The organism is Deinococcus sonorensis KR-87, from assembly GCF_040256395.1.
Lineage (GTDB): Bacteria > Deinococcota > Deinococci > Deinococcales > Deinococcaceae > Deinococcus > Deinococcus sonorensis.
The window spans coordinates 456,772-480,707 of record NZ_CP158299.1; the positions used below are offsets into that span (position 1 = coordinate 456,772).

Genomic DNA, 23,936 nt, shown 5'->3' on the forward strand with positions numbered 1-23,936 from the left:
GACGCTTGCATATGCTATCGAATCCGTGCTCTCGCAGACTTATGAGTTGTGGGAGTTGATTTTGATTAATGATGGCTCCACAGATAATTCAGTCACTATTGCCAAATCATATTCAGATCCTCGAATTATACTTCTTGATGATAAATTAAATAAGGGCTTAGCGTCGCGTCTCAACGAGATAACCGCTCTTGCCTCTGGCGATATGATTGCAAGGATGGATGCGGACGATATTATGGATCCACGTCGTTTAGAGAAGCAGCTCATATACCTTGAAATGCGCCCGGAAGTAGATCTTGTAGGATCATCAGCTTACATTATCGACTTGCAAAATAATGTTACAGGACTGAGATCGGCCAAACAGCCCGCACGTAAATTAATCGATATAGTCCGGCGAGGGATGTTTATCCATCCATCGGTCATGGGTAGACGAAGCTGGTTTTTAGAGAATAGTTACAATACTGCCCTAAAAAGGTCCGAAGATTTCGATATGTGGGTTAGAACATATAAAAAATCGACCTTCCATAATATTGAAGAGCCGCTATTGTACTACCGCGAAACGGGTATTGCTCAATATAAAAAATATATCAAAACACAAACTGAGAAATTAGCACTTCTGAAAGATTACGCGACCAAGTATATCAGCCCAAGAGAAGCGATTTATTTCAGCTTCCTGATATCTGGGAAAATGCTAACCTATTCATTGGCCAACTTTTTAGGACTCGAGTCAAATTTGACATCAAAAAGAAACCAGTCATTTACGGAAGAACAGAAAAAGCAAGCCACTGACAGACTTAAGAGCGAATTCCGCAATAAAATAATTTGATTAATGATAAAAAAAATTTCAGCTACAAAACGATGAAAATATATTGATGTCATAAAATATGAAAGGTTCTTACGCTGACTAGGTCTGAATAAGATATCTTAAAGCCGATAAGTATCTACACAAAAGTGCTCAATCAGAAGCATATAAGGTCCCAAAGACCGATTGTGAACGGGAGGTGAAGAGTCATCAACGGAAATTCTATGCCCAAACGTCTCTTATATATGGTTACAGTGCCTGTTAGTGCTAGAACCTTTTTGACAGGTCAGCTTAAAGCACTAAAAAAATACGATTACGAAGTTCATGTTGCCTCTTCTCCCCAACCAGTCGAAGAGCTTCTTCGAGTGGCTGATAATGAAGGCGTATCGGCCCACTTTGTTCCCCTTGTACGTGAAATCTCAATAAAAGAGGATTTCAAGGCACTTATTGCGACGTGGCGTCTTATGCGCCGTATACGTCCTGACATTACCAATGTCGGAACTCCTAAAGCCGGCCTAATTGGCGGTCTGGCTTCGGCACTATCAGGTACACCCGCCAGAGTGTATACGCTTCGTGGGCTTCGGTTAGAAACAACATCAGGAATTAGACGCCAACTATTAATATGGATGGAACAATTAGCCTGCGCTTCCGCCCATCGAGTTGTCTGTGTTAGTCCAAGTCTCCGCGAGCGAGCGGTAGAGCTGAGGCTGACGCCACCAGATAAAGCAGTGGTCCTTGGCGCAGGAAGCAGTAATGGGTTGGACAGCGAACGCTTTATGCCTACGAGCGATTTACTGCGTCGCGCAGAAGAAATCAGAACGTTTCTGAATTTACCTGCCGGTCCACCTACTATAGGTTTCGTGGGCCGCTTTGTAAAGGATAAAGGAATAACTGAGTTAATAGAAGCATTCGAGATGCTTTCTATAGAGATGCCGGATTTACGCCTATTATTATTGGGCAGATATGAGGAAGGCGATCCGGTTCCATCAAATATACGCCACAAAATAGAGAGTCATCCTAATATTATTTGCCCTGGCTTCGTCACCGACACATCTCCTTATTATTATTTAATGGATCTGTTGGCTTTTCCCACACACCGTGAAGGATTCGGTAACGTTGCACTCGAGGCTGCCGCAGCAGGAATACCAGTCGTCGCAACAACGGCAACAGGTGTTATAGATGCTGTACAGCATGGCATAACAGGTTTAATAGTCCCTGTAAATAACTCTAAGGCACTAGCTGACGCAATTCAATTCCTGATATATGAACCAAACACTGCTGCGGCGATGGGGAATGCAGGACGCGCACGTGTTCAGAGAGATTTTCAACCACAGCGCATTTGGCAACTACTAGATTCATTATATGAAGAGTTGATGGAAGAACATCATGCTCGCCGTCGCAAGAATGCACAAAAAACCAGAATCTTTATAAAACATATCACACATTTGGTATTAGCAATCTCAACGAGAGTATTGAAGCACATTTCAGTTCATCTCGTCAGCCCACTAATTAAAAGCAAACGTCGCTAGAGCACATATTAAACTCAAAGCAAACCAAAAGAATGACTCATTCAATATCGTAACGTGCTGCCAACGCCAATTTACTTGGCTCCCAGGACTACATACCGCACAGATAGATATTGTCAGGTGCTTGACGTTTATCGTACCCAGAGCGCGTTTTGGAAATCACGCAGCTCAAAGGAAGTGCTCGCATCGTGGGATCACGCCAACCACGATGTACGACTCGGACCTCAGTGATGCGGAATGGGCGACGCTTCAGGCCGTCTGGCCAGCTCGATCAACGCGGGGGACCCGCCCCAAATGGCCACGGCGGCGCATCATGGACGCCATCATGTATGTCCTGCGCGGCACCATCGCTTGGCGGGCGCTTCTCAAAGAGTTTCCACCATGGCAAACCGTGTTTTACCATTTCCGTCGGATGCGGCTGAGCGGCATCTGGAAGCGGGTCAACACTGCTCTACGGCAACAGTACCGGGTGCAGATCGGACGCACGGCCGATCCACACGCCACAGTGATCGATAGCCAGTCCGCCAAAACGACCGAGGTTGGCGATCAGCGAGGCTTTGACGGCAACAAAAAGATTAAGGACCGGAAACGGCACCTCCTGGTCGATACGCTCGGCCGGCTGTTGAAAGTGGTCGTGCACCCAGCGAGTTTGCAGGACCGTCAGGGTGGCAGATTGTTGGTAGAAGCGATCAAGGGAGAGCTCCCTACGCTGAACAAGATCTGGGCTGATCAGGGGTATACCGGGGCCTTCAGAACCTGGGCCAATGCACCCCTCTAGCTGGATCTCGAGGTGGAGTATCCGTGGTGGCGGCAGCTCGAACGCTACGCGCCTGAGATGCTCGAAGCGCAAGGTTTCGATGACACCGCATTTCATATGCTGCCCAGGCGATGGGTCGTGGAGCGCACCTTCGCTTGGCTCGGACGCAACAGACGGCTCGCGAAAGACTTCGAATACCTTGGAAAGGCTACCGAGACGTGGTGCGACCTGGCCATGAGTCGCCTCCTGCTGCGTCGCCTCACCCGGCCGTGACCCCTCTGCCTCGATTTCTAATACGCGCTCTAGAACGAACCTGCTGGTGATAGCTCAGGGGCTCTGTGGCGCTCAGAGCCTGTCCACGCCAACCGATGCGTGCTTCTAGGAAGGCCTTATAAGATGTGCGGCCATCCTAGTCCACGAGTTGCCTAGTGCGCCAGACCAGCTCAACGTTTTGGTCACGCATCTCCACCATCCGCACGCGATTGCACGACTCCACGCCCTGCTCTTACTCATGAATACCTCATCAACCTTGGCCGCCTCTTACAACAGCCCGTCATTAAAACTTGAGAGCATGACTTCCTGCACATGCAGAGCTCAGGCCATGACAGCTTGACGGTGACGCGCTTGTCACAACATGGGGGGTATCCTCGTGGGGATGACTTTTCTGGTGTTCTGCGGCGTGCTGCTTTCACATTTGCTGTACCTCCGGCATTTTGTCAGCATTCACCGGACCGGCCACCTGCCCCGCGTGGTGGACTTCGTAGGCATCGGCGCTCTGATGTACTTCGACCTGGGCATGGCGTTTGAAATGCTCGGTGTGCGGTACGACAACGTGTACTGGCGCCCCTTTTTTGATAACTCTAGCGAGGACGTCTGGGCTGCTGCTGTCCTAATCGCCCTGGCGCCCTGGATCATTCGGGTCGGGTCGTATCTGACCAACAGTGGCAGCCCGTTACAGCCGCAGGTGGGTATGGGCGAGCTCCTGCATCGTAGGAAACCAATGTTCTATGTAATGGCCACAGTGGCCACGCTCGGGATTGATCTACTAGGCTTCCGGCAGGTCCTGAGCGCTGGCGGGAACATCTGGGAGACCCGCGCCGGGGTTGGAGATGATTTCGGGCTGGCAATCACAATCTTCTACATCCCACTGGGCATCCTCGCGTTTTTTGTGCGGCAAAAAGAGTCACATACCCGTTTCGGCCAGCTGTTCACGATCCTCCTGCTGCTCGGTAGCATGATCGCCCCACTCGCAGTGGGCCAGCGAACCCTACTGCTGCTGCCTCTATTGGTGGTGGGGCTGTTTTGGCGCCGTCTTTCACTAGCTCGCATGGCCATCGCCGGAGTGCTCCTGTTGGTAGTCGCGGCTAATTTATTGACCGTCTTTAAGTACAAGTTTGGAAATGATCAGGCCACGCCGAGGGAGAACCTTGTCGTGACCACCGTCATGTTTGACCTGTACCGCGCCAACATGCTGGCCGAAACAATTCACAACGCCCCGACTGCAGGTACCACCTTGTTGCCCTATCCCGGTAGCGGGTACGTCTACAGCGGCTTGTTCTTCGTGCCTAGATCGCTGGCCCCATTTAAGGGCGAGAACACCGCAAAGTACTACACCGCCTGGAAGGCGGGGACCGCTGTGCAGGATACTAATTGGGGCCTGGGGATGTCGCTGCTCGACGAACTTTTGCTCAACTTTGGGTTCATTGGAGTCGTGCCAGGTCTGCTGCTTTACGGAGTAGTGATTGGTTGGCTAGACCGCCTAGTGGCTCGCGTGCCTAGCCTCATCGCCCCGTTTTGCTTCTCCGTGATGTGGATGTTCGGGTACTCGCTGCCTGCCGAGATCCTCACTTTCGGTGTGGTGGCGCTGGTAGCGCTGGGGATGTTCGCCTTGTTCAATTCCACCACCCGCCTACGTTTCGGCTTCCGGCCGCGCCGGGTGGTCTGGCGCTGAATCACTTGAGCACCCGAACGCTGTAGATAGCGTTCGCCGGATCAATGGCTACCCCAGTGCAGTTGTCTACCTTTACTGTCTCGGTGTCAGTGGAGTCCATCCAGACACGCAGATGGACAAAGCTGCTGAGCAAGGAAGGGGTATCACAGCCACTTACCACCGCGTTGTCGAGCGCCGCGCCAGTCATGCTGAAGTTGTCAGTGATCGCCGACGCGCCCGTCGCAGTACTTGAATAGTCGTAGGTAGTGCTACCCATCAGTGCTACCTGGACATCTTGAGGAAGATTCCAAATTTGACGTCGCCAGCCACCTGTCATAAACCTGCAATTAAGCAAAACTTATCCTAAGGGCAGAGACGACCTATTGCACTCACTGACTCTCCAGTCTCACTTTGGATACAAAACGCAGTTCGAAAATTCACACTTTTCGAGTTAGGAAACCAGATATGACAGGGACAGTCTTGATAGTTGGTGCAAATGGTTTCGTCGGCAGCGTTTTAGTGCGCCATCTACTCAGCCGCAGATGGCAGGTACGAGCTGGGGCACGTCGCTCAGAAGGTATTCCCGAAGGCGCCAAATTTGTCCGTTTGCCTGACCTCACCCAACCAGTGCGTGACTGGTCCGGCTTACTTGAGGGCATAGATTATATTGTCTACCTAGCGGCGCGAGTACACGTGATGAACGACACTCATCCTGATCCCGCTGCAGCTTATCGCGCCATAAATCGTGATGCTGCTGTGTCATTGGCGCAGGCAGCGGCGCGAAGCGGTGTCAAACGCTTTGTCTATCTAAGTTCCGTAAAAGTGAATGGTGAATCTAGCGAAACCCCATTAACAGAAAGTATGCCAACCTACCCAATCGACCTTTACGGGATCAGCAAGTTAGAGGCCGAAAAAGAGCTTATGGCACTAGGGAATCAGACCACCTTAGAGGTAGTCATTCTCCGTCCCCCACTTATCTATGGTCCTGGCGTGAAAGCTAATTTTATGGCATTAGCTAAAGCTGCACGATATGGACTTCCACTTCCAATCGGCGCTATACACAATCAACGCAGTATGATTTATGTCGAGAACTTAGTTGATCTGATTGCCACTACTTTAAAGCATCCTGCAGCAGTTGGACAGATTTTTTTTGCGTCTGACGGCCAAGATATCTCTACACCTACTCTAACGAGATACTTAGCCGAAGCCCAGGGTGTACGCCCTTGGCTGCCCGCTGTTCCTGTAACATTTTTGCGTCTGGCAGGCTTTTTGACAGGACGCTCAAATATCATAGATCGACTGACGGGAAATCTACAAGTGAACAGTGATAAAGCAAAACATCTGCTAGATTGGAACCCGCCTTACCCTGTATGGCATGCTCTGGCGCGCACAGGACGGCAGCTATCAAATCCACCCGCTCCAACAAGAATTGCAGAAAGATTATCGATGAATAGGCGTCAGCGACTATACATCAATGCGCGGTCGTTATGCGAACGGCTGTTAGCCCTAATTTGTCTGGTGGCTCTTTTCCCAGTTCTGTTAGTCATCGCCCTTTTAATAAAGCTTGATTCTAAAGGGCCAGTTCTATTCATACAAGAGCGCAACGGAAGATTTAATCGACCATTCCAGATCTATAAATTTCGCACGATGCACGTGGGTACACCTAGTATTTCGACTGAAGAAATGCAAAGGCGCGGTTTAAGTTCTATTACACGTCTGGGGTCGTTTCTAAGACGCACAAGCCTTGACGAACTTCCGCAGCTATTAAATATTCTGTACGGCGAAATGAGCTTTATTGGTCCTCGTCCAGCTCTATTGACACAAACACTCGTTATCAATCTACGTAAAGAGAGCGGAGTTGACCAGCTGCTGCCAGGTATCACAGGTTTTGCCCAAGTTACAGGACGCGATAATCTCAGCGATGTCGAAAAGGTTGAACGCGACTCCATATATCTCAAAAACTTCAACCCCAAGATGGACCTACACATTCTGCTGATGACGTTAGATTCGGTTTCAAAAGGAACCGGCACTAAATGAATCAGCTGATCAACAATCTGTCCGCAAATTAAATACCTTCGAAATAACCTTCAATGAATCCAGACTACATATAATTCCAGATAGCCGTCCTACCCCGGACAAAATCATGTGCGTGTTTGTACAACATTTCGGCAATCAACACTGAGGAAGGAAGAACATGCCCAAACCCATAATCAAACATGTAGTCGACCTCGGTGCCTGGGGAACTGCCAGCCTGTTCTCTTACGCATTTCGCACTGATATTGTGGGAAACAATATTCCACTGCAGGTCTGGGCTTATGTGCTGCTAACAGTAATCGTGGCAGCTCTCGTCAACTCTCAATACGCGCTCGACCGGCAAGCGTGGCGGCAAGTGGGCGTGCGCGACTTAGCGATCTTGGCACGCGCTGTAGTTGTCACAACCCTGATCCTGTTTGCGGCCGGCTTCCTGTTGCGCTCCAACCTGAACCTGCCGCGCAGCATCCCAGTGCTGACCGGCGTTCTCGCATTTATCATGCTGGGTGGCCTGCGTCTGTCAATGCGCCTCTGGAATGAGCGCCGGTTGATGCAAACAGTGGACGGCATCAACCAGCAGCGGGTATTGGTGGTAGGGGCTGGCTCGGCAGGCATCATGATCGTGCGCGAGATGCAGCGGCATCCAGAGGCCGGCCTAATTCCTGTCGGCTTCCTGGACGACGAGCCAGGAAAGGCCCGTCAGCGGATGCTGGGGCTGCCAGTGTTAGGACGTGTGGATGACCTAGTGGCGGTGGTAGAACGTACCAGCGCCCAGGAGATCCTCATTGCGGTGCCGTCGGCCAGCGGCGACTTCGTGCGGCGGGTAGTCACCCTGGCGGCCGAGGCGAAGGTCCGCCACCGAATCATCCCCGGCGTGTTCGAGATCCTGAGTGGCACCGTGAACATCAATCAGATCCGCGACGTCAATGTCGAGGACCTGCTGCGCCGCCAACCAGTTAAACTGCATACCACTGAGATCGCCGACTACCTCAAGGACCAAGTGGTACTGGTGACCGGGGCGGGCGGCAGCATCGGCTCGGAACTGGTCCGGCAGCTGATTGCCTACCGGCCGGCCACCCTGCTGCTGTTCGGTCGTGGCGAGAACAGCATCTTCAGCATCCAGCAGGAACTGAACCGCAATTGGCCGGAGATTAAGCACATCGGCCTGATCGGTGACGTTCGCGACGAGGCTCGACTGCGGGCTGTGTTCGATACTTACCGCCCACAGGTGGTGTTCCACGCGGCCGCTCATAAGCACGTGCCGCTGATGGAGCAGTCGCCATCCGAGGCGATCCTGAACAACGTGGTTGGGACCCGCAACGTCGTGCGGTTGTGCCTGGAGTACAGCGTGCGCCGGCTGGTGAACGTCTCCACCGACAAGGCAGTCAACCCCACCAGCGTGATGGGTGCCTCCAAGCGGGTCGCGGAGATGGTGGTGGCAGCGGGCGCAGCGCGCGCCGGGGAAAATCAGGCCTTCGTGTCGGTCCGCTTCGGCAATGTGCTCGGCAGCCGCGGCAGCGTGGTCCCCACGTTCATGAACCAGATCCGCGAGGGTGGTCCCATCACGGTGACCCACCCGGAAATGGTCCGTTACTTCATGACCATCCCGGAAGCGTCGCGGCTGGTGCTCCAGGCGGGTGGACTGGCCGAGAACGGCAAGGTCTACGTGCTGAACATGGGCCAGCCGGTCAAGATCTCGGACCTGGCACACGACGTGATCCGGCTGAGTGGCGCCCAGAATGTCGACGTGGTCTACAGCGGCATCCGCCCCGGCGAAAAGCTCTACGAGGAGCTCCTGACCAGCAGCGAGGGCACCGACAGCACCAGTCATAGCGAGATCTTCAGCGCCAAGCTGCAACAGGTGGACCCGGCGCTGCTCAGCGCTCACCTCACCACCCTGCAGCAGTACGCCGCCGAGAACAATGTCGAGGCACTCCGCGCTGAACTCGCCCGTTTGATCCCGGAACACAAATTCGGCGCGGTCCGGTAATCGCAGTTCCGCGCCGATCAAAGGTTTGAATTTAGAGGTCGCAGCCCATCGCTCTCAGCATGTCATCGAAGTCCACTGGACGCGACACGCGCGTGGGCGCGGGCAGGGCACGCGGAGACGGAGCGACCGGCTGCGTCTGCGACACCGGAAAGACCCGACGGAACCACTGCGTGATGATGGCCATACATCAGTATGCGAACTTTTCGACATTGATGTATGTGAACGAGATAAATGCCATGAGGACATGCGGGGCAGTCAGGCAAGCAGCCCTCCTCCCCTCGATGGACATCAGACCGCATCGGTCCCACCGCCACCGACCGGCTCCACGTCGAGGGGACGCTCTCGGTCCGAGCGCGCGAAACTGATGCTGTCTTTCAGCTTGAGCAGCTCGCCGCACATGTCCATCATGACCTTCTTGCTCAGGTCGCCAGTCGCCACAGCCGTCGTAACAAAGGCGATGTCCCGCACCTGGCCGGTCAGAGTACCGGCCATAAAGTTCGCGTCGTCGGTGAGGTCCTTCCACGAGCCGGCAACGTCCCGCACGTCCGCCTGACCACCCAGCTTGCCTCTTCCCTATGCCTCCGTGATCCCCAGCTCAGTACATCTGAAAGGTGTCGACCGAAGGGAGCCGCAGCAGCTGCACGTCCAGCAGCGTCGTGCGGTGCGGTTCCAGCCAGCGCTGCAGGGTGGCGCTGTCCAGTCGCAGGCGCAGCGGCACCACCACCACCCGGCCTCCTGGCCCGGTGGGCGCATCCAGTTCCAGGTCCACGCCGTTCACCTCCGGCAGCGCCGCCACCCATTCGCCAGTCCGCGAATCATGACGGTGCGTTCGCAGATAGCACGTGAGAGTGTTCGGTGCCCCGGAGTTCACGTGCACGTCCTCGAACAGGTCATTGATCAGCTGCCGCGGCTGGCCGTTACCCCCAAACGAATTGACGTGCAGCGCGCAGCCGGGCAGTGGGCGGCCCAGCTGGTCCCAGGTGCGCACGATCAGCTGGGCATGCGGGTCATGCTGCGTGGCGGCAGGGTGCTGGACCTGGCCCAGTGGGCCATGCTCCGTCCCGCCCAGCGCGGCATACGTCTGCGCACTCACCGCTTCAAACTGACTCACCAGCGCGTCCACTTCAGCGGGGCTGGCCTTCAGCACGGCCGCGACCTGCCGCAGCACAGTTGCCTGGGGCCGCGTCCCCGTCAGGATGCCGGTCTCCGGGCCGATGTGCGCACAGTCCGGCAGCAGAGCGAACGGCACCACCGCGCGCCCATCGTGGCCCGGCTGGGACTCGCGCCGCACCACGTAGTACGGCTCGGGTGGCGCCGGCACCGGCTGACCCGGCAGTGCCGTGGCCGTCTCCCCCACGTACCGGGCCACCTGCGCCCAGTCCAGCCGGTCCGGGGGACTGGCCGGGCCCACCTGCACGTGAATGACGTTGGGGTTGCTGGCCGCCACGCGCACCACCCCGTCCGACCCGGCCTCGCGACCGGCGCGGAACGGCAGCGCGGCCCAGCCGGGCGGCAGCGCGCTGCCCATCAGGCTGGCTTCGAGCACCCCATAGTCCCGCAGCAGGTCCTGTCCCGGCGCCAGGAAGTGCAGGTGCAGGTCCAGCGCCCAGGGGGAGCCGAGTTCCAGCGCTGACAGCACCCCGAGGCCCCGCTCGGCGCTGCCCTGGCCGATCAGGTGCAGCCAGCGGGCCAGCTGACTGCGGCCCAGGTGAGCCCAGCCGCTCCCCCACTGCGCGCCGGCGAGGTGAATCAGCCGCCGCAACGGCGAGGGCCGCTCGCCCCGGCGGCGCACCCAGTTGCGCAGGACCAGCGCGCCGGTGCTGTGGGTCAGGGCGTTGAAGCCGCCCTTTAGCAGCTCGGGCCGCGCCGCCAGCGCCCGGTCGAGGGCCAGCGTCACGTCTTCCAGATCCACGTGATCGTCCAGGGTGACGTAGCGGCCCAGGTTGATGTCGAGCAGCGGCAGCCCGCGCAGCGCCTGCGGCAGCGTCCCGTAGATGTGCGCCGCCTCACCGGCCCGCCCTTCGGCCGAGAAGCCGTGCACCAGCACCAGCGGCTCAGTCACCCGATCACCGTCCGCTCAGCAGGAACGCGGCCCAGTCGCGCGGCGGGAGGCCCTGGCGCATCAGGTCCAACTTCGCCTGCCGCAGCGCCTCAGCCGGTTCGCTGCCGCCGGTGTAGCGGCGGTAGAAGCCGGCCATCAGCTGCCCGGTCTCGGCGTCCGGCACCCGCCACTGACTGAGGATGATCCGCCGGGCCCCGGCGGTCAGGAACGCCTGGTTGAGCCCGGCCACCCCCTCCCCCGCCACCGCGTCGCCCAGCGCGGTCTCGCAGGCGGACAGCACCACCAGCTGGGTGCCGTCCAGCGACAGACCCGCCAGCTGCAGCCCTGAGAGCAGGCCATCACCCGGACGGCCGTTGACGGTCTGCTGCGCGCCCTCCAGGGCCAGGCCCACCCGCAGCAGCGGATTGGGCAGCTGACGGCGCTGCTGGTCCGTGCCAAGAAAGAAGCCGTGGGTGCCCACGTGCAGCACCGACGGCGAGCGCAGTTCGAACAGGTGGGCGCTGCTGGCGGCCTGGCCCAGGTAGGTTCGGGTGGTGGTGCCCAGCAACCGGGCCACCGTTCTGGCCTCAGTCTCCGTGCCCGGCAGCGCTGGGAAGACCGTGCCGCGCAGCAGCCGCGCCAGGGTGGGCAGCGCGGCCCGTGGCCCCGGCACCCCGGTGGCGGGCGGCGGGTCCACGCCCCTGGAGGCCGCCGACTCCGGCGCCGCCTCGTCCGCGAAGGCCGGATTGCCGAACACCGCCGGCGGACTGAGCGGCACGGTGTCGGCGGCCCGGCGCAGGCGCAGCAGGTCGCGGCCACTCGGGACGTAGCGGATCACGAAGCGTTCCAGAAGCGCCTGGTGGCCGTCCGAGAGCAGTTCGAACGGCAGGAAGTTCAGTGGGCCGTCCGGCGACACGACCAGCGCGTGGGCGCCGGCGAGCGACGCTTCCAGCGGCCGCAGCAACTGGTCGTAGAAGAAGGTGGTCTGCGGCTGCAGCGCCGCCAGGGAGGCGCCGCCCTCCGCACCGCGCCGCAGGGCCTCAAACTGCGGGGCCAGCCGCCCCGCGACTGGCAGCCACTGCACGTCCAACCGGCCGTCCCAGCGGTAAGCGTAGGCAAAGAGGTTGTTGTCGGACCACACGTAATCCAGGTACACCTCGCCCGGCTGCAGCACCGCCTGCAGGTCCTGTGCCTCGATCCTGCCCGGCAGCAGCAGGTCCTGAAAGCGGCCCAGCTGCCCCGACAGCTGTGCCTCCAGCGCGGAGAGTTCGGTGCGCAGCCCGGCCACCCGTGTCAGGCTCGCGGTCGCCTCTGCCGCACTGAGCGGCTGCACCGTGGACACGGCCGCCAGCTCCCGGCGCAGCGCCAGGTACCGCTCGACCTGCGCGCGCAACTGGGGGTCGGCCCGGCCCAGCAGCGCCGACAGCCCGTTCTCCAGCGCGAAGGCCGACCCCTTGTACGTGAGCCAGGTGCTGAAGGCGTCCTCGATCAGCGGCCGGCTGCCGGCCTCATCCGCCATCCGGTCGATGAACACCGTCTCGAAGTAGTGCTCCAGCTCGCTGCGGAGCTGCTGGTTGTAGCGGACCTTGCCGTCGGTGTCGAGCGTCTGGAAGGCCGCCTGCTGGTTGGCCAGAAAGGCCCCAATGTATAAGCGGTCATAGGCCAGTGACTTCCCGAAGTCGCTGACGCTGGACTGGCGGTACGTCTGGGCCAGGGCGGCGTAGATGCGCGCTGCGAACGGATGGTCTGGCCCGTAGCTGCGCTGGTACCCGGCCAGCGCCGCCGCGTACAGTGGCAGCGCCTCGCTGAAGCGCCGGGCCCGCGCGAAGACGTTCGCCAGGTCCTCGTCGAGCGGGGCCAGTTCCGGCGCGTCCAGTCCCAGGGCCGCCCGGTACACGCTCAGGCTGCGCTGCAGCAGCGGCAGGGCCACCGCGTCGTCCGAGCGCTGCACCGCCAGGCGACCGCGCTGCTGCAGCACCCAGGCGGTGTTCTCGGTGCCCTGCGGCACCAGCCGGTCCAGCCGCTCCAGCGCCTGCCGGAACGCCGCGTCGGCCGCGTCCAGCTGGCCCAGGTCGCGCTGCGCCACGCCGATGTACGCGACCAGCAGGGCGCTGTCGAGCGACGCCGCGCCGATCACGCGCTCCAGCACCGCCTGCTCCTGCTGAAACGCCTGCAGCGCCTCGGCCGGCTGACCCAGCTGCTCGTCGGTCCAGCCGATCCAGGTGAGCAACTGCAGCGTCTCCACAGACTCGGCGCCCAGGCGCGCGGCCCGCGCGGCGTACGCGGCCTGGAACGCCTTTAACGCCGACGGGAAGTCGCTCTGCTGGTACGCGGCGACCGCTTGCGCCGCCTGCAGCACGTCCGAAGGCACGTCCGCGCTGCCCTGTGCGGCGACCGGGCGCACCGCGCTGCCGGCCCACAGCAGCAGCGCCAGGGCCGCTGCCCCGCCGCGCGCCCGCACGCCGCGCCACATCCTGGTCATGATGCCCGCAGCATACCGGTCGCCCACCGGCCCCGTCACCCGCTTGAACCGCGCCGACCCTCACAGTAGGATGAGCTCATCCTGAGAAGTGCCCTGTGGAGGTCCGGCCGCCGCATGAAGCTCCTGCCTTCCGTCCTGTATCCCTGTCGTGTGGCGCGGCGTCGCTCCAGTACCGCGCGGTTCCAGCGGGCCCCGAACGCCGCCCGCTGGAACTGCCCGCCCAGATGACCTCGCCTCAGCCCCCTCGCTGGCGCCCGTCGCCCCAGACACTCCAGGTGCTGCGCGAAAGCGGCCTGGCGGTGCTGGTGTTCTTGTTGCTGTCCTGGGCCGCCACCGAGGGCCGGCTCGGGTGGTTCTCCGACACCCTGGCCGACGCGCAGGACAAGGCGTACGACGTGCTGGCCGGCTTCGAGTACCAGTTCGCGAGTCCGGTGGCTCCGCCGCCTGGCACCCCGAGGGTGGTGTTCGTGGACATCGACCAGGCCACGGTGAACACCTACAACCCCGGCCCGTACCTGTTTCACCGCGGCCTGCTGGCCCGCCTGGTGGAGCGGCTCGGCGCCGCGCAGCCGCGGGCCCTCTACCTGGACCTGAACCTCAGCGTGGCCAGCCAGGAACCGGACCTCCAGCGCACCGGCGCTGCACGTTTTCCCCGCTCGGCCGGGGATCAGGCGCTCCTGCGGGTGCTCACCACCCCCCGGCGCTTTCCGGTGCTGCTGTCGCAGCCGCAGCTGTTCGGCGAGCCGGTGCGCGCGCTGCCGGGGTCGCTGTGCTGGGTGCGGCCGGACGTGATCACCGACCGCGGCGACACGGTGCGCCGGATTCCCCGCCGCGTGCCGCCGGGCCCCTCCCCGGCCGCCGAGGCGCTGGCGCTGGCCGCCACGCCGCAGGGCTTCCACTGCCAGGCGTCACAGGCAGAGCCGCTCGCGGCGCCGCCCAGCAACGTGTACCGCTCGGAGCTGTACGGCGAACCGGTCCTCTTTCACCGCGTGCCATCCGCCGACAGCGCCGACTACGGCTGGCCGGGCCTGAGCGTGGTGCGGGCCGGTGACCTGCTGGACGCCGATCCGGTGCAGCTGGAACCGGGCGCGGTGGTGGTGGTGGGCCGCACCGACCGCGCCAGCCAGGACCAGCACGCCAGCGCCGTGGGCCAGCTGCCGGGCATCACGCTGCACCTCGACGCGCTGATGACCCTGCTCACCTACCACCACACCCTCCAGCCGGTGCCGCCGCTGCTCGCGGCGCTGGCGGCGTTCCTGGCGATGCTGGTGGCGATGCTCGCCGCGCCGCTCCTCAGCGGCCTGCTGGCCCGCGCGCTGCAGCGCCTGGGCCTGCCGCGCGGCTGGAGCGTGGCGTTCGAGCACCCGCTGATGTGGGCGCTGCTGTTCCTGACCGCCTTTCTCGCGTACCGCTCCCTGGGGCGGTTCCTGGATTACGCCCTGCCGATCCTGAGCCTGGAACTCAGCCGGCTGGCGCTTCACCGCCAGACCGGGAAACTCGTGACCAAAACCCTCAAACTGGCGAAGCTGCTGTGAGCGGCGAAGGAGTGTGGATGATGCGCAGGACCATCGCGGCCGCCCTGGTGGCCTGGAGCCTCACCGTTGCCGGCGCGCAGACGGCCGACCACCTGACGCTGCCCGCCGGCAGTCGGGTGACGGTGCGGCCCGCCGGGCTGGAGTACCGCGGGCCGCTGGAGGTGCCGCTCTCGGCCGGCGATCAGGCGTGCGTGGCGGCCGGCACGGTGAGCGTCACGGCCAGCGGCGTGCGCCGGAGCCTGCGGGCCGGCGAGTGCCTGCAGGTGCCGGCGCCCCGCTCGCTGCTGACCAGCCTGACCGACGTGGTGCGCTCCTGGCTGCCCAAGAGCCGCAGCGCCGGCACCACCAACGCCGAGTCGCGCGCAGCCGAGGCGTGCAGCGAAGCCGCGCCGGACCTGCTGCTGCCCCGCGACTACCCGCTGCCCACCCTGCAGCTCCCGGTGACGTACCCGCCGGACCCGCGCACCGTGCGGGTGTACGGCCCGCAGGGACAACTGCTGTACCAGGCGACGCAGACGCAGCCGGACCAGGGCTTCGACCTGCCGCTCGCCCCGCTGCGCCAGGCGACCGAGGTCGAGGTCAGCGACGCGCTGGAGCAGGCCATCTACCGCGGGCCGGTACAGTGGGTGGAGTTCCCCGGCCCGGCCGGCCTGGACCCCGCCGCCCTGACCGAGCGCGCCCGCGCGCTGCTCGACACCGGGCTGATCGGGTACACCGTGCCGGCCTACACCCTGCTGCTGCGCGCCGGGGAAACCGAAGCCGCCCAGACGCTGTACCGCGACGTGATTCACCCGTGCTTCGTGACGCTTGAGTGATGCCTGACCAAGCGGGCGACACCGGACGGAAGGGGGGGCACCAGGAGCGGCCTGCAGCACCACCCGGTCCTCCGGGTTGACCGTGGGGCCTGCCCCTTCGTCCTCTCCCCTGCTTGGATGGACCTCCCGAACCTCCTGATTCCGGTCAAGTGGCGTCTGATACGCCTGCTTCTTGCGACCCCAACGTCAAGCACATAAAAACATCTGCACGGGCGAACCGCGCGAACGGCCATTTCTCAGCGCTCAAACGCTGAAACCCCAGGGAGGTGTACAGCGCGATCGCAGGAACGAGACGGCTGCTGCTGGCCAGATACAGCGTCTGGGCGCCAAGCCGCCGGGCCTGCTCCATGGCATGAACCATGAGCTGTCGTCCGGTGCCCTGGCCCCGGTGGTCCGGGGAGACGGCCATTTTCGCGACCTTGTAGACGCCAGGGCCATACGCCATCAGGGCCACACATCCCACCGGTCTGCCCTCCCGATGCGCGAGGTACACCTGCCCCCCTGGCTCAATCACCTCTCGGTGGGGGTGATTCAGGATCTGCACGTCACTCGGTTCCATCTCGAAGTGCGCTGTGATCCACTCGGCATTCAGGTCATAGAAGGCGCGTTCATCCGCGGTCCCCGTCATCGGCGCGATCTTTACGGCCCCGTGGCTGGTCCTGGCCGAAGCTTTGGTGGTGTCGGTCATGCTGGCTTCCTCCTGGCTGCACCTTAGGAAAATCTGGACCTCCTGAGGAGGACCAGTTTGGGTAAGCTGGCCCCATGACGCAGCGCAAGATTTCCCCGGCGACCTTGACGCACCTGCTCGGCCGCTGGCCTGGCCGGGGAGCGGCGTATCTCAACCTGGCGCGGGGAATCCAACAGCTGATCCTGGACGGCCGACTGCCACTCGCGGCGCAGCTTCCCAGCGAACGGGCGCTCGCCGATGCCCTCGGGCTCAGCCGGAACACCATCAAAGCGAGCTATGACGTGCTCCGGGACGACGGGTTCGTGCAGGTCCGGCCCGGCACACGCGGCGTCATCACGCTTCCCCCGACGGCCAGCACGCCGGGGGTCCCGTTGCCCCCACTCACCCACCCGCACCTGATCGATTTCGCGGTCGCGGCCCTGCCTGCCCCAGAAGGTCTGATCCACCAGGCGTTCGCGCACGCCCTGACCGCTCTGCCCGCCTATCTCCCCACCCACGGGTACACGCCCCTCGGGCTGCCCGCTCTGCGAGAGGCCGTCGCGGCGCGGTACGCCGCGCGCGGCCTGCCCACCTCTCCAGACCAGATCGTGGTCACCTTCGGGGCCCAGCACGCGTTCAGCCTGATCGTCCGCACCCTCACCCGGCCGGGGGACCGCGTCCTGGTCGACCAGCCCACGTACCCGCACGCGCTGAGCACCCTGAGGGAATCGGCCTGCCGGGTCATCCCCGTCGCCCTGACGCCCGAGGGCTGGGACCTGCCAGGCTTCGAAGCGGCCGCGCGCCAGACTTCACCGCACCTCGCGTACCTGATCCCCGACTTCCACAACCCCACCGGGCACCTGATGCCAGACGGCGTCCGGAAGCAGGTCATGCGCGTCCTGCGTGACACCCGCAGCGTGATCGTGATCGACGAAACCCTCGCCGAACTGGCCCTGGACGTCCCGCCCCCGGTGCCGTTCGCCAGCCATGATCGGCAGGCCGCAGTGGTGAGCATCGGCTCGATGAGCAAATCTTTCTGGGGTGGCCTGCGCCTCGGCTGGATCCGCGCCCCCCGTGATGTGGCCGAACGCCTGGCCGCCGCGCGCTCCGCGATGGACCTGGGAACCCCGGTGGTGGAACAGCTGGCCAGTGCCTGGCTGCTACAGGACCCGGAGCAGGCTCTTCAACCCCGACGGGACCAGCTCCGGCAGCAACGGGATGTGCTGGCCACGCAGTTGCGCGATCACTTTCCGGAGTGGACGTTCCGCGTCCCGGAAGGCGGCCTCTCGTTGTGGGTGACGCTGCCTCAGGCGGTCGGACCATCCGTGCTGGCCCAGGCGCCCCGCTTCGGCCTCCGCCTGACGGCTGGAGAACGGTTCGGCCAGGCGGGCGTGTTCGCGCGCCAGCTGCGTCTTCCTTTCGCACGCCCGGCCGATGAACTGCAGGAGGGCGTCTCTCGGCTTGCCCGGTTGTTCCGGGGTGGGAGCGCGCAGGAGACCAGAGCTCACACGTCACAGTCCGCGGCACACGAGGACGTGTGAACGTCCTCGCAGAGATGGGTCGGCCGCGGCATTCGCCTGAATCCGGCACGTTCGCCCGACCCTGGTCCATGGGAGCGACGCTCCCTTCTGTTCCAGAGGCGAGTCCACCTGCACCCCAGCCGGTGCAGGAGAGGCTTGATCAACCCGGTCCGCCCTGAAGCGTGGAGAAGGTCAGGTCCCTGAGCACCGCCACCCTCATCTCAACCAGGCCCGTGCCCCATTCGCTGATTGATCTCGGCGGCCAGGATCGTCAATCGATCTCCTCTGTGGTCTGGTCCTCCCCCTGACCTCGACGTCCAGCGGCAGCTCATCCATCGGCCTCCACGGGACATTTATACTCTGCTCATGTGTGCGTGGCGGCTGGAGCTGCTGGGTGCCCCCACCCTGTGGGCTGGGGACGGCTCCAGCAGCCGGCTGGAGCGAAAACCCGCCGCGCTGCTCGCGTACTTGGCGCTGGAGACGACCGCCTCGCGTGAGCGGGTGGCCAGCCTGCTGTGGCCGGACTCTCCGGAGCGCACCGCGCGCAACAATCTGGTGCAGGCGCTCCGCAAACTTCAGCAGCGCACCGGCCACCCCCTGGTCAGCGGCGGGGCCATTCTCTCGTTCGATCCTGACGTGAACGTGGACGCCGTCCAGGCGAGGGCGGCGCAACGCGAGGAGCGGTTCGAGCAGCTCCTCGCCTTCCCGGCGGTGCTGCTGGACGGGTACAGCTACGAGGACTGCCCGGACTTCGCCGAGTGGCTGACCTACGAACGCGAGCGGAGCCGCGAGGCGCGGCTGACCGCGCTGCGGCTGCTGGCGCAGGACACCGAGCTGCTGGGCGACTGGTCCGGCGCGCTGCGCTGGGCGCAGCAGCTGCGCGAAGAGGACCCGCTGTCCGAAGAGGCGCACGTGACGCTGATGCGCCTGTGTCACCTGCAGGGCGACCGGCACCGCGCCCTGGAGTGGTACGGGAAGTGCGAACGCCTGCTGCGCGAAGAGCTCGGCGTGGCGCCGCTCGCCAGCACCCGCGCGCTGATGCAGCGCATCCGAGACACCGTCCCCCCTGCGGAGGCGGTGGTGCTCCCCAGGCATCCCCCCCTCGACGTCACCCGCCCGCCACAGCTGCTCGGCCGCGCGGCCGAATGGACCCAGCTGTGCGCGGCGTGGGCGGCGGGAAAGCTCGCCTTCGTCAGCGGCCCGCCCGGCAGCGGCAAGTCGCGGCTGGCGATGGACCTCGCCGCGGCGCACGGGCCGGTCCTGCTGCTGTCCTCGCGGCCCGGCGATCCCGTCACGCCCTACGCGACCCTCACGCGCGCCGCCCGCACCTGCCTGGAGCACGTCCCGGCCGACACGCTGCCCGGCTGGGTGCGGGTGGAGGTGTCGCGCCTGCTGCCGGACGTGGCGCCGGAGGGCCCGCCGCCCGCCCCGATGACCAGCGATGCGGACCAGACCCGCTTCCTGCAGGCCCACCTGACCGTGCTGCGCGCCGCGCTGGAGGGCGGCCGGGCGCTGGTCCTCGACGACCTGCAGTTCAGCGACGCGGCGTCGCTGAGCGCCCTGCGACACGCGCTCAGCGAGCTGTCGACCGCCGCGAACGGCGCGCGTGCCGTGGCGGTGTTCCGCACGGGCGAGCTCGATGCCGCGGCCCTGGTGGACCCGCTGGTCCGCGAGGCCTGCGCGGTGCACGTCCCGCTGCCGCCCCTCACGGACGACGCGATGCGCGACCTGATCGCCAGCCTGAACGTCCCGGACCTCGCGGCCCTCACCGAACCGCTCGTCCGGCACGCCGCCGGGAACCCGCTGTTCGCCCTGGAGACGGTGCGGCTGATGGTGCAGCGCGGCGGGCCGGCCCCGGCCGGGACCCTGCCGATCCCGCCGCGCATGGAGGAACTGATCCGCCAGCGCCTGGCGGGGCTGTCGGGACAAGCGCTGCGGGTGGCTCAGGCGGCGGGCGTGCTGCAGACCGCATTGCAGGTCGACGTCGTGGCCGACATGCTGGGCGCCCCCTTCCTCGATGTGATGGATCACTGGCAGGAACTGGAGGCCGCGCAGATCATCGCCGCCGACCGCTTCGCGCACGACGTGCTGGCCGAGACGGTCCGGGCCGCCACGCCCGCCGCGTACCAGGGGGCCCTGAACCGCGCGGCGGCCCGTGCCCTGGAGCAGCACGGCGCCGACCCAGCGCGCATCGCGCGGCACTGGCTGGACGGCCAGCAGCCGCGCCGCGCCGCGCCGTTCCTGATGCAGGCCGCCCAGCGCGCTCACGAACGCTACCTGTTCCGGGCCGCCGCCGACCTGTTCGCGTCCGCCGCCGCCGCCTTCGGATCGGACGGCGCGGACGCGGAGCACTTCACGGCCGCCGTCCGCGAGGCCGAGTGCCTGGTGGCGCTGGGGGACCGCGACGCCCTGGTGCCCCGCACCGATCACCTGAGTGCCGTCGCGAGGACGCACGAGCAGCGCGCGCTCGCCGCGAAGGCCCAGACGCACCGCGCCCTGGCGTTCGGCGACCTCACCCTGCTGGAACGCGAAGCACAGGCGGGCCTCGACCACGCCACCGCCAGCCGGCAGCCGCTGCTGGAAGCGGAGCTGCTCGAGTCGGTCGCGATCGCTGCGTTCCTGCAGGGCCGCCAGCCGGACGCGCAGGAGAGCTTTGAGCGCATGCGGGTGATCGGGGAGGCGCACGCCCACCCGAAGTGGACGTACGTCGCCCACGCCGGGCTCGGGATGGTGGCCGAGCAGCAGGGCCGCGCGGCCGACACCCTGCGCCACTACCGGCTGGCGGAGCAGGCCTGTCTGGCGGGGCTCACCGGGCCCACGGCAACGGACCCCGGAGACGCCGCCGGGGCGGCCAACAAGCTCGGGGACGCCCTGATCATCGCGGGCCAGGTCGAGGCCGCCGAGGGGGCCTACCTCCGCGCGAGGGCGCACCTGCGGGACATCCGTGGCTTCGACCCGCCCCAGGTGATCGCCGCGTACGGGCTCGCCACCTGCCTGCATGCCCGCGGCGCCTATGCCGCCGCGCTCGACACGCTCGACCACGCCTTCACGGCCTACGGGCAGAGTGCGGCGAGCATCGCCCGCCTGCTGCTGCTGGAGCGCGCGCGGGTGCTGCTGTCGCTCGGGGACCCGGAGGGCGCCCTCGCCCTGGCGGACGCGGCCATCCAGCACGGCGACCTGCCGCCGAACCGGCGCTGGGACGCCCACCTAGTGCGGTCGCAGGCCCTTGGCGCCCAGGGCCGGCCGGACGAGGCTCTGCAGGCCCTGGACGACGCCACCGCCGCCATCCTCGGCATAAGGACGCCCATGATGGATGTCAAGCTGACGCAGCAGCGCGCCACGCTAGTGCCGGGGCCGGATCGCCTCCCGCTGCTGCGCCGGGCCCTGGACGTCGCCCGCCAGTACGACCTGCACGGCTGTGCACCGGCCCTGCTCACCCGGCTGGCACAGACGCGGCTGGAAGCGGGCCTCCCGGTGGACGTGCCGCCCGCACCGGACGCCCCAGCGCAGCGCGTGTCGCGCGGCGAGCTGCGGCTCACCCGCGCGCTGGTGGCGCAGCAGCGCGGTGATCCCGAGGCTGCGCGCTGGCTGCAGGCGGCCCTCGGCTGGGTACAGGACACCCTGGCGGCCCACGTCCCAGCCGACTACCAGGCGTCCTTCCTGCACCATGCGCCGGGCGTGCCGCAGATCCTGCAGCTCGCGGGGGCCGAGCTGGAGGCGGCGGTGCAGCGGGCCTGAGCGGAACATCGGATTGGTCGGGCACCGGATCATCACCCCGCGTGGGGCGCGCCCTGCATCACGATCCTGAGGCGGAAGGCAACGGCCGCGGAGTGTGCACGACGCTGAAGGTGGTGTCCTCCTCGGCGTGGCCGATCGCCGCAGACGGATAGGCGCCCGAACGCCGGTACTTCGCCTGAAGGAACGCCCCGTTCTCCCCCGGCTGCCACGTGCTGAGGGTGAAGCGGTGCTCCCCGGCGAGCGGCCCGGCGCTCTGCTCATCCTTGTGGAAGAAGGCGAACAGCCCGGCCCAGAAGCTCATCCAGCTGGTGCCGTGCGAGCCGTCGGCGCACTCGGCCTCCACGTGCTCGGTGGGCTCGCCCGTGTCGATGGTGAGGTCCCAGTCGAGCCGCGCGCCCTGTTTCGTCAGCGCCATCAGCTCCGGTCGCTCGAAGCGGATCAGCTGCAGGTCGGAGAGGTCGAAGGCCACCGAGCGGGCGCAGCCTTCGCCGAAGGCGGTGCGGTAGAAGCCGTAGTCGACCGGGGCCGCGCCCCACGGGGCGGGCGTCTGCTCCGGCAGCACCGGCAGGGTGAACGTCACCGCCGCGTGCACCTCCGCGGACGCGTCATCGTCCGTCAGGTTGTACTCGTCCGCGGGGTAGGTCACGCCGAGGCTGGACGTCATGCGCAGCTCAAAGGTGCCGCACGCCTCCGCTTCCGCCCGGATGCGCGCCTGGGTCTCCTTCTTGAAGTAGCCGTTGAACTGCGGGTCCTTCAGCGCCCAATAAGCGTATTTGTACAAGTCGTCCAGGACGGTGAGCTCGTGGTCCTCCACGCACCGCCGGGCGAGGGTCTGCGCGGCGTTGGTCAGGCCGGCGGCGGCCAGCGCCCACGCGGCGGCCCGCTCGTCCCGGAACAGCGACGTGTATCCCTGGCGCCTGACGTCCCCGTCCCACTTCTCCAGCGCCCGGAGCGCCGCGTCGAAGCGGCCCTGGTCGGTCTTCGCCGCCGCGAGCTGCCGCCGGACACCCGCGTACGCCTCGGCCAGCGCGATGCCGCCGGGCGAGAGAGGCAGCGGCACCGGGTCCTGCACGAACGCCAGGGGAGCGGTGCCCCACGGCTGGGCCCGCGTGCCGGCCAGCGGCCCCTGAACCGGAAGGGCGGACGCCAGGCCACTGCCGCCCAGCAGCACCGCCAGCCACCAGGACCGCCTCACGATTCCCCCTCCTCGCCCGGCAGGCGCATCTGAAGGCGCATGACCCGGAGAACGAGCTGGGCGTCGTTCTGCCGATACCCCCGGGCCACCATCCGGCCGGTCATCGTCAGGCTGCCGGTGAAGCCACGGCGCCGGAGCTCCGCCGCCGTGGCCGCCGGAAACGAGAAGCTGCCGTCGTCCACCGCCGTGCAGGAGAAGATCAGGTCCCCGTCGTCCTGGCGGCCGGTCAGCAGCACCAGCGCGCCCGGATCGCGGGAGGGATTCGACCACCGGAAGATGGTGTCGGGCGTGACGTCGTCCGCCGCCGGCGCGGTGAGGGCAAGCGGCGCCACCGTCGGGACCGTCAGGCCCTTCATCGCCGGGAAGCCCCCGGCCGCGCCGGGAATGTCGAGCTTCAGGTCGGGCGGCGGCGCCTGGGGGAGCGGCGCGCGCAGGGTGTACGAGAACAGCTGGCCCTGCCGGGTACGCGGCAGCAGGGCGTACGGCTGGGCGCCGCGCAGGGTGAGCGGATCGCCGGCGTCCAGCGTGCGGGCGGGAACGCTGGCGGACGTCCAGGCGTCCGGGCGCGGCTGGTCCGGGCTGGCCGCGGGGTCCTCTGCCTGCACCGTGCAGGCATCGTGAGCCTCCACGCCGGCGGCCTCGCCCTGGCCGGGCACGAAGCGGGCCTCCACCGTCACGGTGGTGGACAGGCCCTGACCCAGCAGCGGCACCTGCACGGTGGTCAGGGACACCTGCCCGGCACGGGTGACGGGCGGCAGCGGGGTGGAGGACGAGGCGGCGGCACTCAGCACGGCGCAGGCCAGGGTGGCGACCATGCTCGGCGGCACAGGATGTGGGGTGGGTCGCGTCATACGGGTTCATCTGCCTTTCGGGGAGGAGGACCAGCACCGAGCTGGAGCCGTGGCCTTCA

At 64.6% G+C, this 23,936-nt stretch carries 18 protein-coding genes; 11 read left to right on the forward strand and 7 right to left on the reverse strand.

Annotated elements, in window-relative coordinates; genetic code table 11:
* Window positions 1-25 precede the first annotated feature (25 nt).
* The 5 genes from ABOD76_RS07585 (at window position 26) to ABOD76_RS07605 (ending at window position 5,033) form a co-directional block, all read left to right on the forward strand.
* A complete protein-coding gene (locus ABOD76_RS07585; protein ID WP_350244201.1) occupies window positions 26-823 on the forward strand; it encodes a glycosyltransferase in 798 nt (265 codons plus the stop codon).
* A gap of 200 nt (window positions 824-1,023) precedes the next feature.
* Window positions 1,024-2,328 (forward strand): glycosyltransferase family 4 protein, encoded by a 1,305-nt coding sequence (locus tag ABOD76_RS07590; protein WP_350244202.1) that lies wholly within the window; start codon window positions 1,024-1,026, stop codon window positions 2,326-2,328.
* Between the two features lie 205 nt (window positions 2,329-2,533).
* The gene (locus tag ABOD76_RS07595) at window positions 2,534-3,103 is read left to right on the forward strand and encodes an IS5 family transposase (RefSeq protein WP_350244204.1); all 570 of its coding nucleotides are present in this window, start codon (window positions 2,534-2,536) and stop codon (window positions 3,101-3,103) included.
* 12 nt (window positions 3,104-3,115) lie between these two features.
* Window positions 3,116-3,355: a transposase gene (locus ABOD76_RS07600; RefSeq protein WP_350244205.1), complete on the forward strand. Its 240-nt coding sequence runs from the start codon at window positions 3,116-3,118 to the stop codon at window positions 3,353-3,355.
* 382 nt (window positions 3,356-3,737) lie between these two features.
* Window positions 3,738-5,033, forward strand: coding sequence for a hypothetical protein (locus ABOD76_RS07605; RefSeq protein WP_350244206.1), 1,296 nt, complete (start codon window positions 3,738-3,740; stop codon window positions 5,031-5,033).
* A gap of 1 nt (window position 5,034) precedes the next feature.
* Here the strand turns inward: ABOD76_RS07605 and ABOD76_RS07610 are convergent, their stop codons facing one another.
* Window positions 5,035-5,289: a hypothetical protein gene (locus ABOD76_RS07610; protein ID WP_350244207.1), complete on the reverse strand. Its 255-nt coding sequence runs from the start codon at window positions 5,287-5,289 to the stop codon at window positions 5,035-5,037.
* Between the two features lie 134 nt (window positions 5,290-5,423).
* Between ABOD76_RS07610 and ABOD76_RS07615 the strand changes: the two genes are divergently transcribed.
* Both ABOD76_RS07615 and ABOD76_RS07620 read left to right on the forward strand, forming a co-directional pair.
* Window positions 5,424-7,049 carry a hybrid nucleoside-diphosphate sugar epimerase/sugar transferase gene (locus ABOD76_RS07615; protein ID WP_350244208.1) on the forward strand — a complete coding sequence of 542 codons (1,626 nt, stop codon included), beginning with the start codon at window positions 5,424-5,426 and terminating at the stop codon, window positions 7,047-7,049.
* 157 nt (window positions 7,050-7,206) lie between these two features.
* Complete coding sequence (locus tag ABOD76_RS07620; RefSeq protein WP_350244209.1) at window positions 7,207-9,033, forward strand: polysaccharide biosynthesis protein; 1,827 nt, start codon at window positions 7,207-7,209, stop codon at window positions 9,031-9,033.
* A gap of 288 nt (window positions 9,034-9,321) precedes the next feature.
* Here the strand turns inward: ABOD76_RS07620 and ABOD76_RS07625 are convergent, their stop codons facing one another.
* The 3 genes from ABOD76_RS07625 to ABOD76_RS07635 are packed head-to-tail and all read right to left on the reverse strand — an operon-like array spanning window position 9,322 to window position 13,556.
* Window positions 9,322-9,576: a hypothetical protein gene (locus tag ABOD76_RS07625; protein ID WP_350244210.1), complete on the reverse strand. Its 255-nt coding sequence runs from the start codon at window positions 9,574-9,576 to the stop codon at window positions 9,322-9,324.
* 52 nt (window positions 9,577-9,628) lie between these two features.
* Window positions 9,629-11,095 carry a hypothetical protein gene (locus ABOD76_RS07630; protein WP_350244211.1) on the reverse strand — a complete coding sequence of 489 codons (1,467 nt, stop codon included), beginning with the start codon at window positions 11,093-11,095 and terminating at the stop codon, window positions 9,629-9,631.
* A 4-nt stretch (window positions 11,096-11,099) separates the two neighbouring features.
* Window positions 11,100-13,556 carry a CHAT domain-containing protein gene (locus ABOD76_RS07635; protein ID WP_350244212.1) on the reverse strand — a complete coding sequence of 819 codons (2,457 nt, stop codon included), beginning with the start codon at window positions 13,554-13,556 and terminating at the stop codon, window positions 11,100-11,102.
* A 275-nt stretch (window positions 13,557-13,831) separates the two neighbouring features.
* Here ABOD76_RS07635 and ABOD76_RS07640 point away from each other — a divergent pair, with 275 nt between their 5' ends.
* Together ABOD76_RS07640 and ABOD76_RS07645 are read left to right on the forward strand one after the other, a co-directional pair.
* A complete protein-coding gene (locus tag ABOD76_RS07640; protein ID WP_350244213.1) occupies window positions 13,832-15,091 on the forward strand; it encodes a CHASE2 domain-containing protein in 1,260 nt (419 codons plus the stop codon).
* A gap of 17 nt (window positions 15,092-15,108) precedes the next feature.
* The gene (locus ABOD76_RS07645; RefSeq protein ID WP_350244214.1) at window positions 15,109-15,906 is read left to right on the forward strand and encodes a hypothetical protein; all 798 of its coding nucleotides are present in this window, start codon (window positions 15,109-15,111) and stop codon (window positions 15,904-15,906) included.
* 145 nt (window positions 15,907-16,051) lie between these two features.
* Here the strand turns inward: ABOD76_RS07645 and ABOD76_RS07650 are convergent, their stop codons facing one another.
* A complete protein-coding gene (locus ABOD76_RS07650) occupies window positions 16,052-16,594 on the reverse strand; it encodes a GNAT family N-acetyltransferase (protein WP_350244215.1) in 543 nt (180 codons plus the stop codon).
* Between the two features lie 74 nt (window positions 16,595-16,668).
* Here ABOD76_RS07650 and ABOD76_RS07655 point away from each other — a divergent pair, with 74 nt between their 5' ends.
* Both ABOD76_RS07655 and ABOD76_RS07660 read left to right on the forward strand, forming a co-directional pair.
* Entirely contained in the window at window positions 16,669-18,114 is a 1,446-nt protein-coding gene (locus ABOD76_RS07655) for a PLP-dependent aminotransferase family protein (protein WP_350244216.1), read from the forward strand.
* A 345-nt stretch (window positions 18,115-18,459) separates the two neighbouring features.
* A complete protein-coding gene (locus ABOD76_RS07660; RefSeq protein WP_350244217.1) occupies window positions 18,460-21,831 on the forward strand; it encodes a BTAD domain-containing putative transcriptional regulator in 3,372 nt (1,123 codons plus the stop codon).
* Between the two features lie 58 nt (window positions 21,832-21,889).
* Here the strand turns inward: ABOD76_RS07660 and ABOD76_RS07665 are convergent, their stop codons facing one another.
* Window positions 21,890-23,026 carry a hypothetical protein gene (locus ABOD76_RS07665; protein WP_350244218.1) on the reverse strand — a complete coding sequence of 379 codons (1,137 nt, stop codon included), beginning with the start codon at window positions 23,024-23,026 and terminating at the stop codon, window positions 21,890-21,892.
* On the reverse strand, window positions 23,023-23,877 hold the full coding sequence (locus tag ABOD76_RS07670) for a hypothetical protein (protein ID WP_350244219.1): 855 nt from the start codon (window positions 23,875-23,877) through the stop codon (window positions 23,023-23,025). Before ABOD76_RS07670 ends, ABOD76_RS07665 begins: the two co-directional genes overlap by 4 nt.
* Between the last annotated feature and the right edge of the window lie 59 nt (window positions 23,878-23,936).

Coding starts and splice junctions, on each gene's coding strand:
- ABOD76_RS07650 (WP_350244215.1), bottom strand. CDS start 16,594: ATGACCGACACCACCAAAGCTTCGGCCAGGACCAGCCACGGGGCCGTA.
- ABOD76_RS07605 (WP_350244206.1), top strand. CDS start 3,738: ATGACTTTTCTGGTGTTCTGCGGCGTGCTGCTTTCACATTTGCTGTAC.
- ABOD76_RS07645 (WP_350244214.1), top strand. CDS start 15,109: ATGATGCGCAGGACCATCGCGGCCGCCCTGGTGGCCTGGAGCCTCACC.
- ABOD76_RS07595 (WP_350244204.1), top strand. CDS start 2,534: ATGTACGACTCGGACCTCAGTGATGCGGAATGGGCGACGCTTCAGGCC.
- ABOD76_RS07660 (WP_350244217.1), top strand. CDS start 18,460: ATGTGTGCGTGGCGGCTGGAGCTGCTGGGTGCCCCCACCCTGTGGGCT.
- ABOD76_RS07620 (WP_350244209.1), top strand. CDS start 7,207: ATGCCCAAACCCATAATCAAACATGTAGTCGACCTCGGTGCCTGGGGA.
- ABOD76_RS07590 (WP_350244202.1), top strand. CDS start 1,024: ATGCCCAAACGTCTCTTATATATGGTTACAGTGCCTGTTAGTGCTAGA.
- ABOD76_RS07635 (WP_350244212.1), bottom strand. CDS start 13,556: ATGACCAGGATGTGGCGCGGCGTGCGGGCGCGCGGCGGGGCAGCGGCC.
- ABOD76_RS07610 (WP_350244207.1), bottom strand. CDS start 5,289: ATGGGTAGCACTACCTACGACTATTCAAGTACTGCGACGGGCGCGTCG.
- ABOD76_RS07670 (WP_350244219.1), bottom strand. CDS start 23,877: ATGACGCGACCCACCCCACATCCTGTGCCGCCGAGCATGGTCGCCACC.
- ABOD76_RS07655 (WP_350244216.1), top strand. CDS start 16,669: ATGACGCAGCGCAAGATTTCCCCGGCGACCTTGACGCACCTGCTCGGC.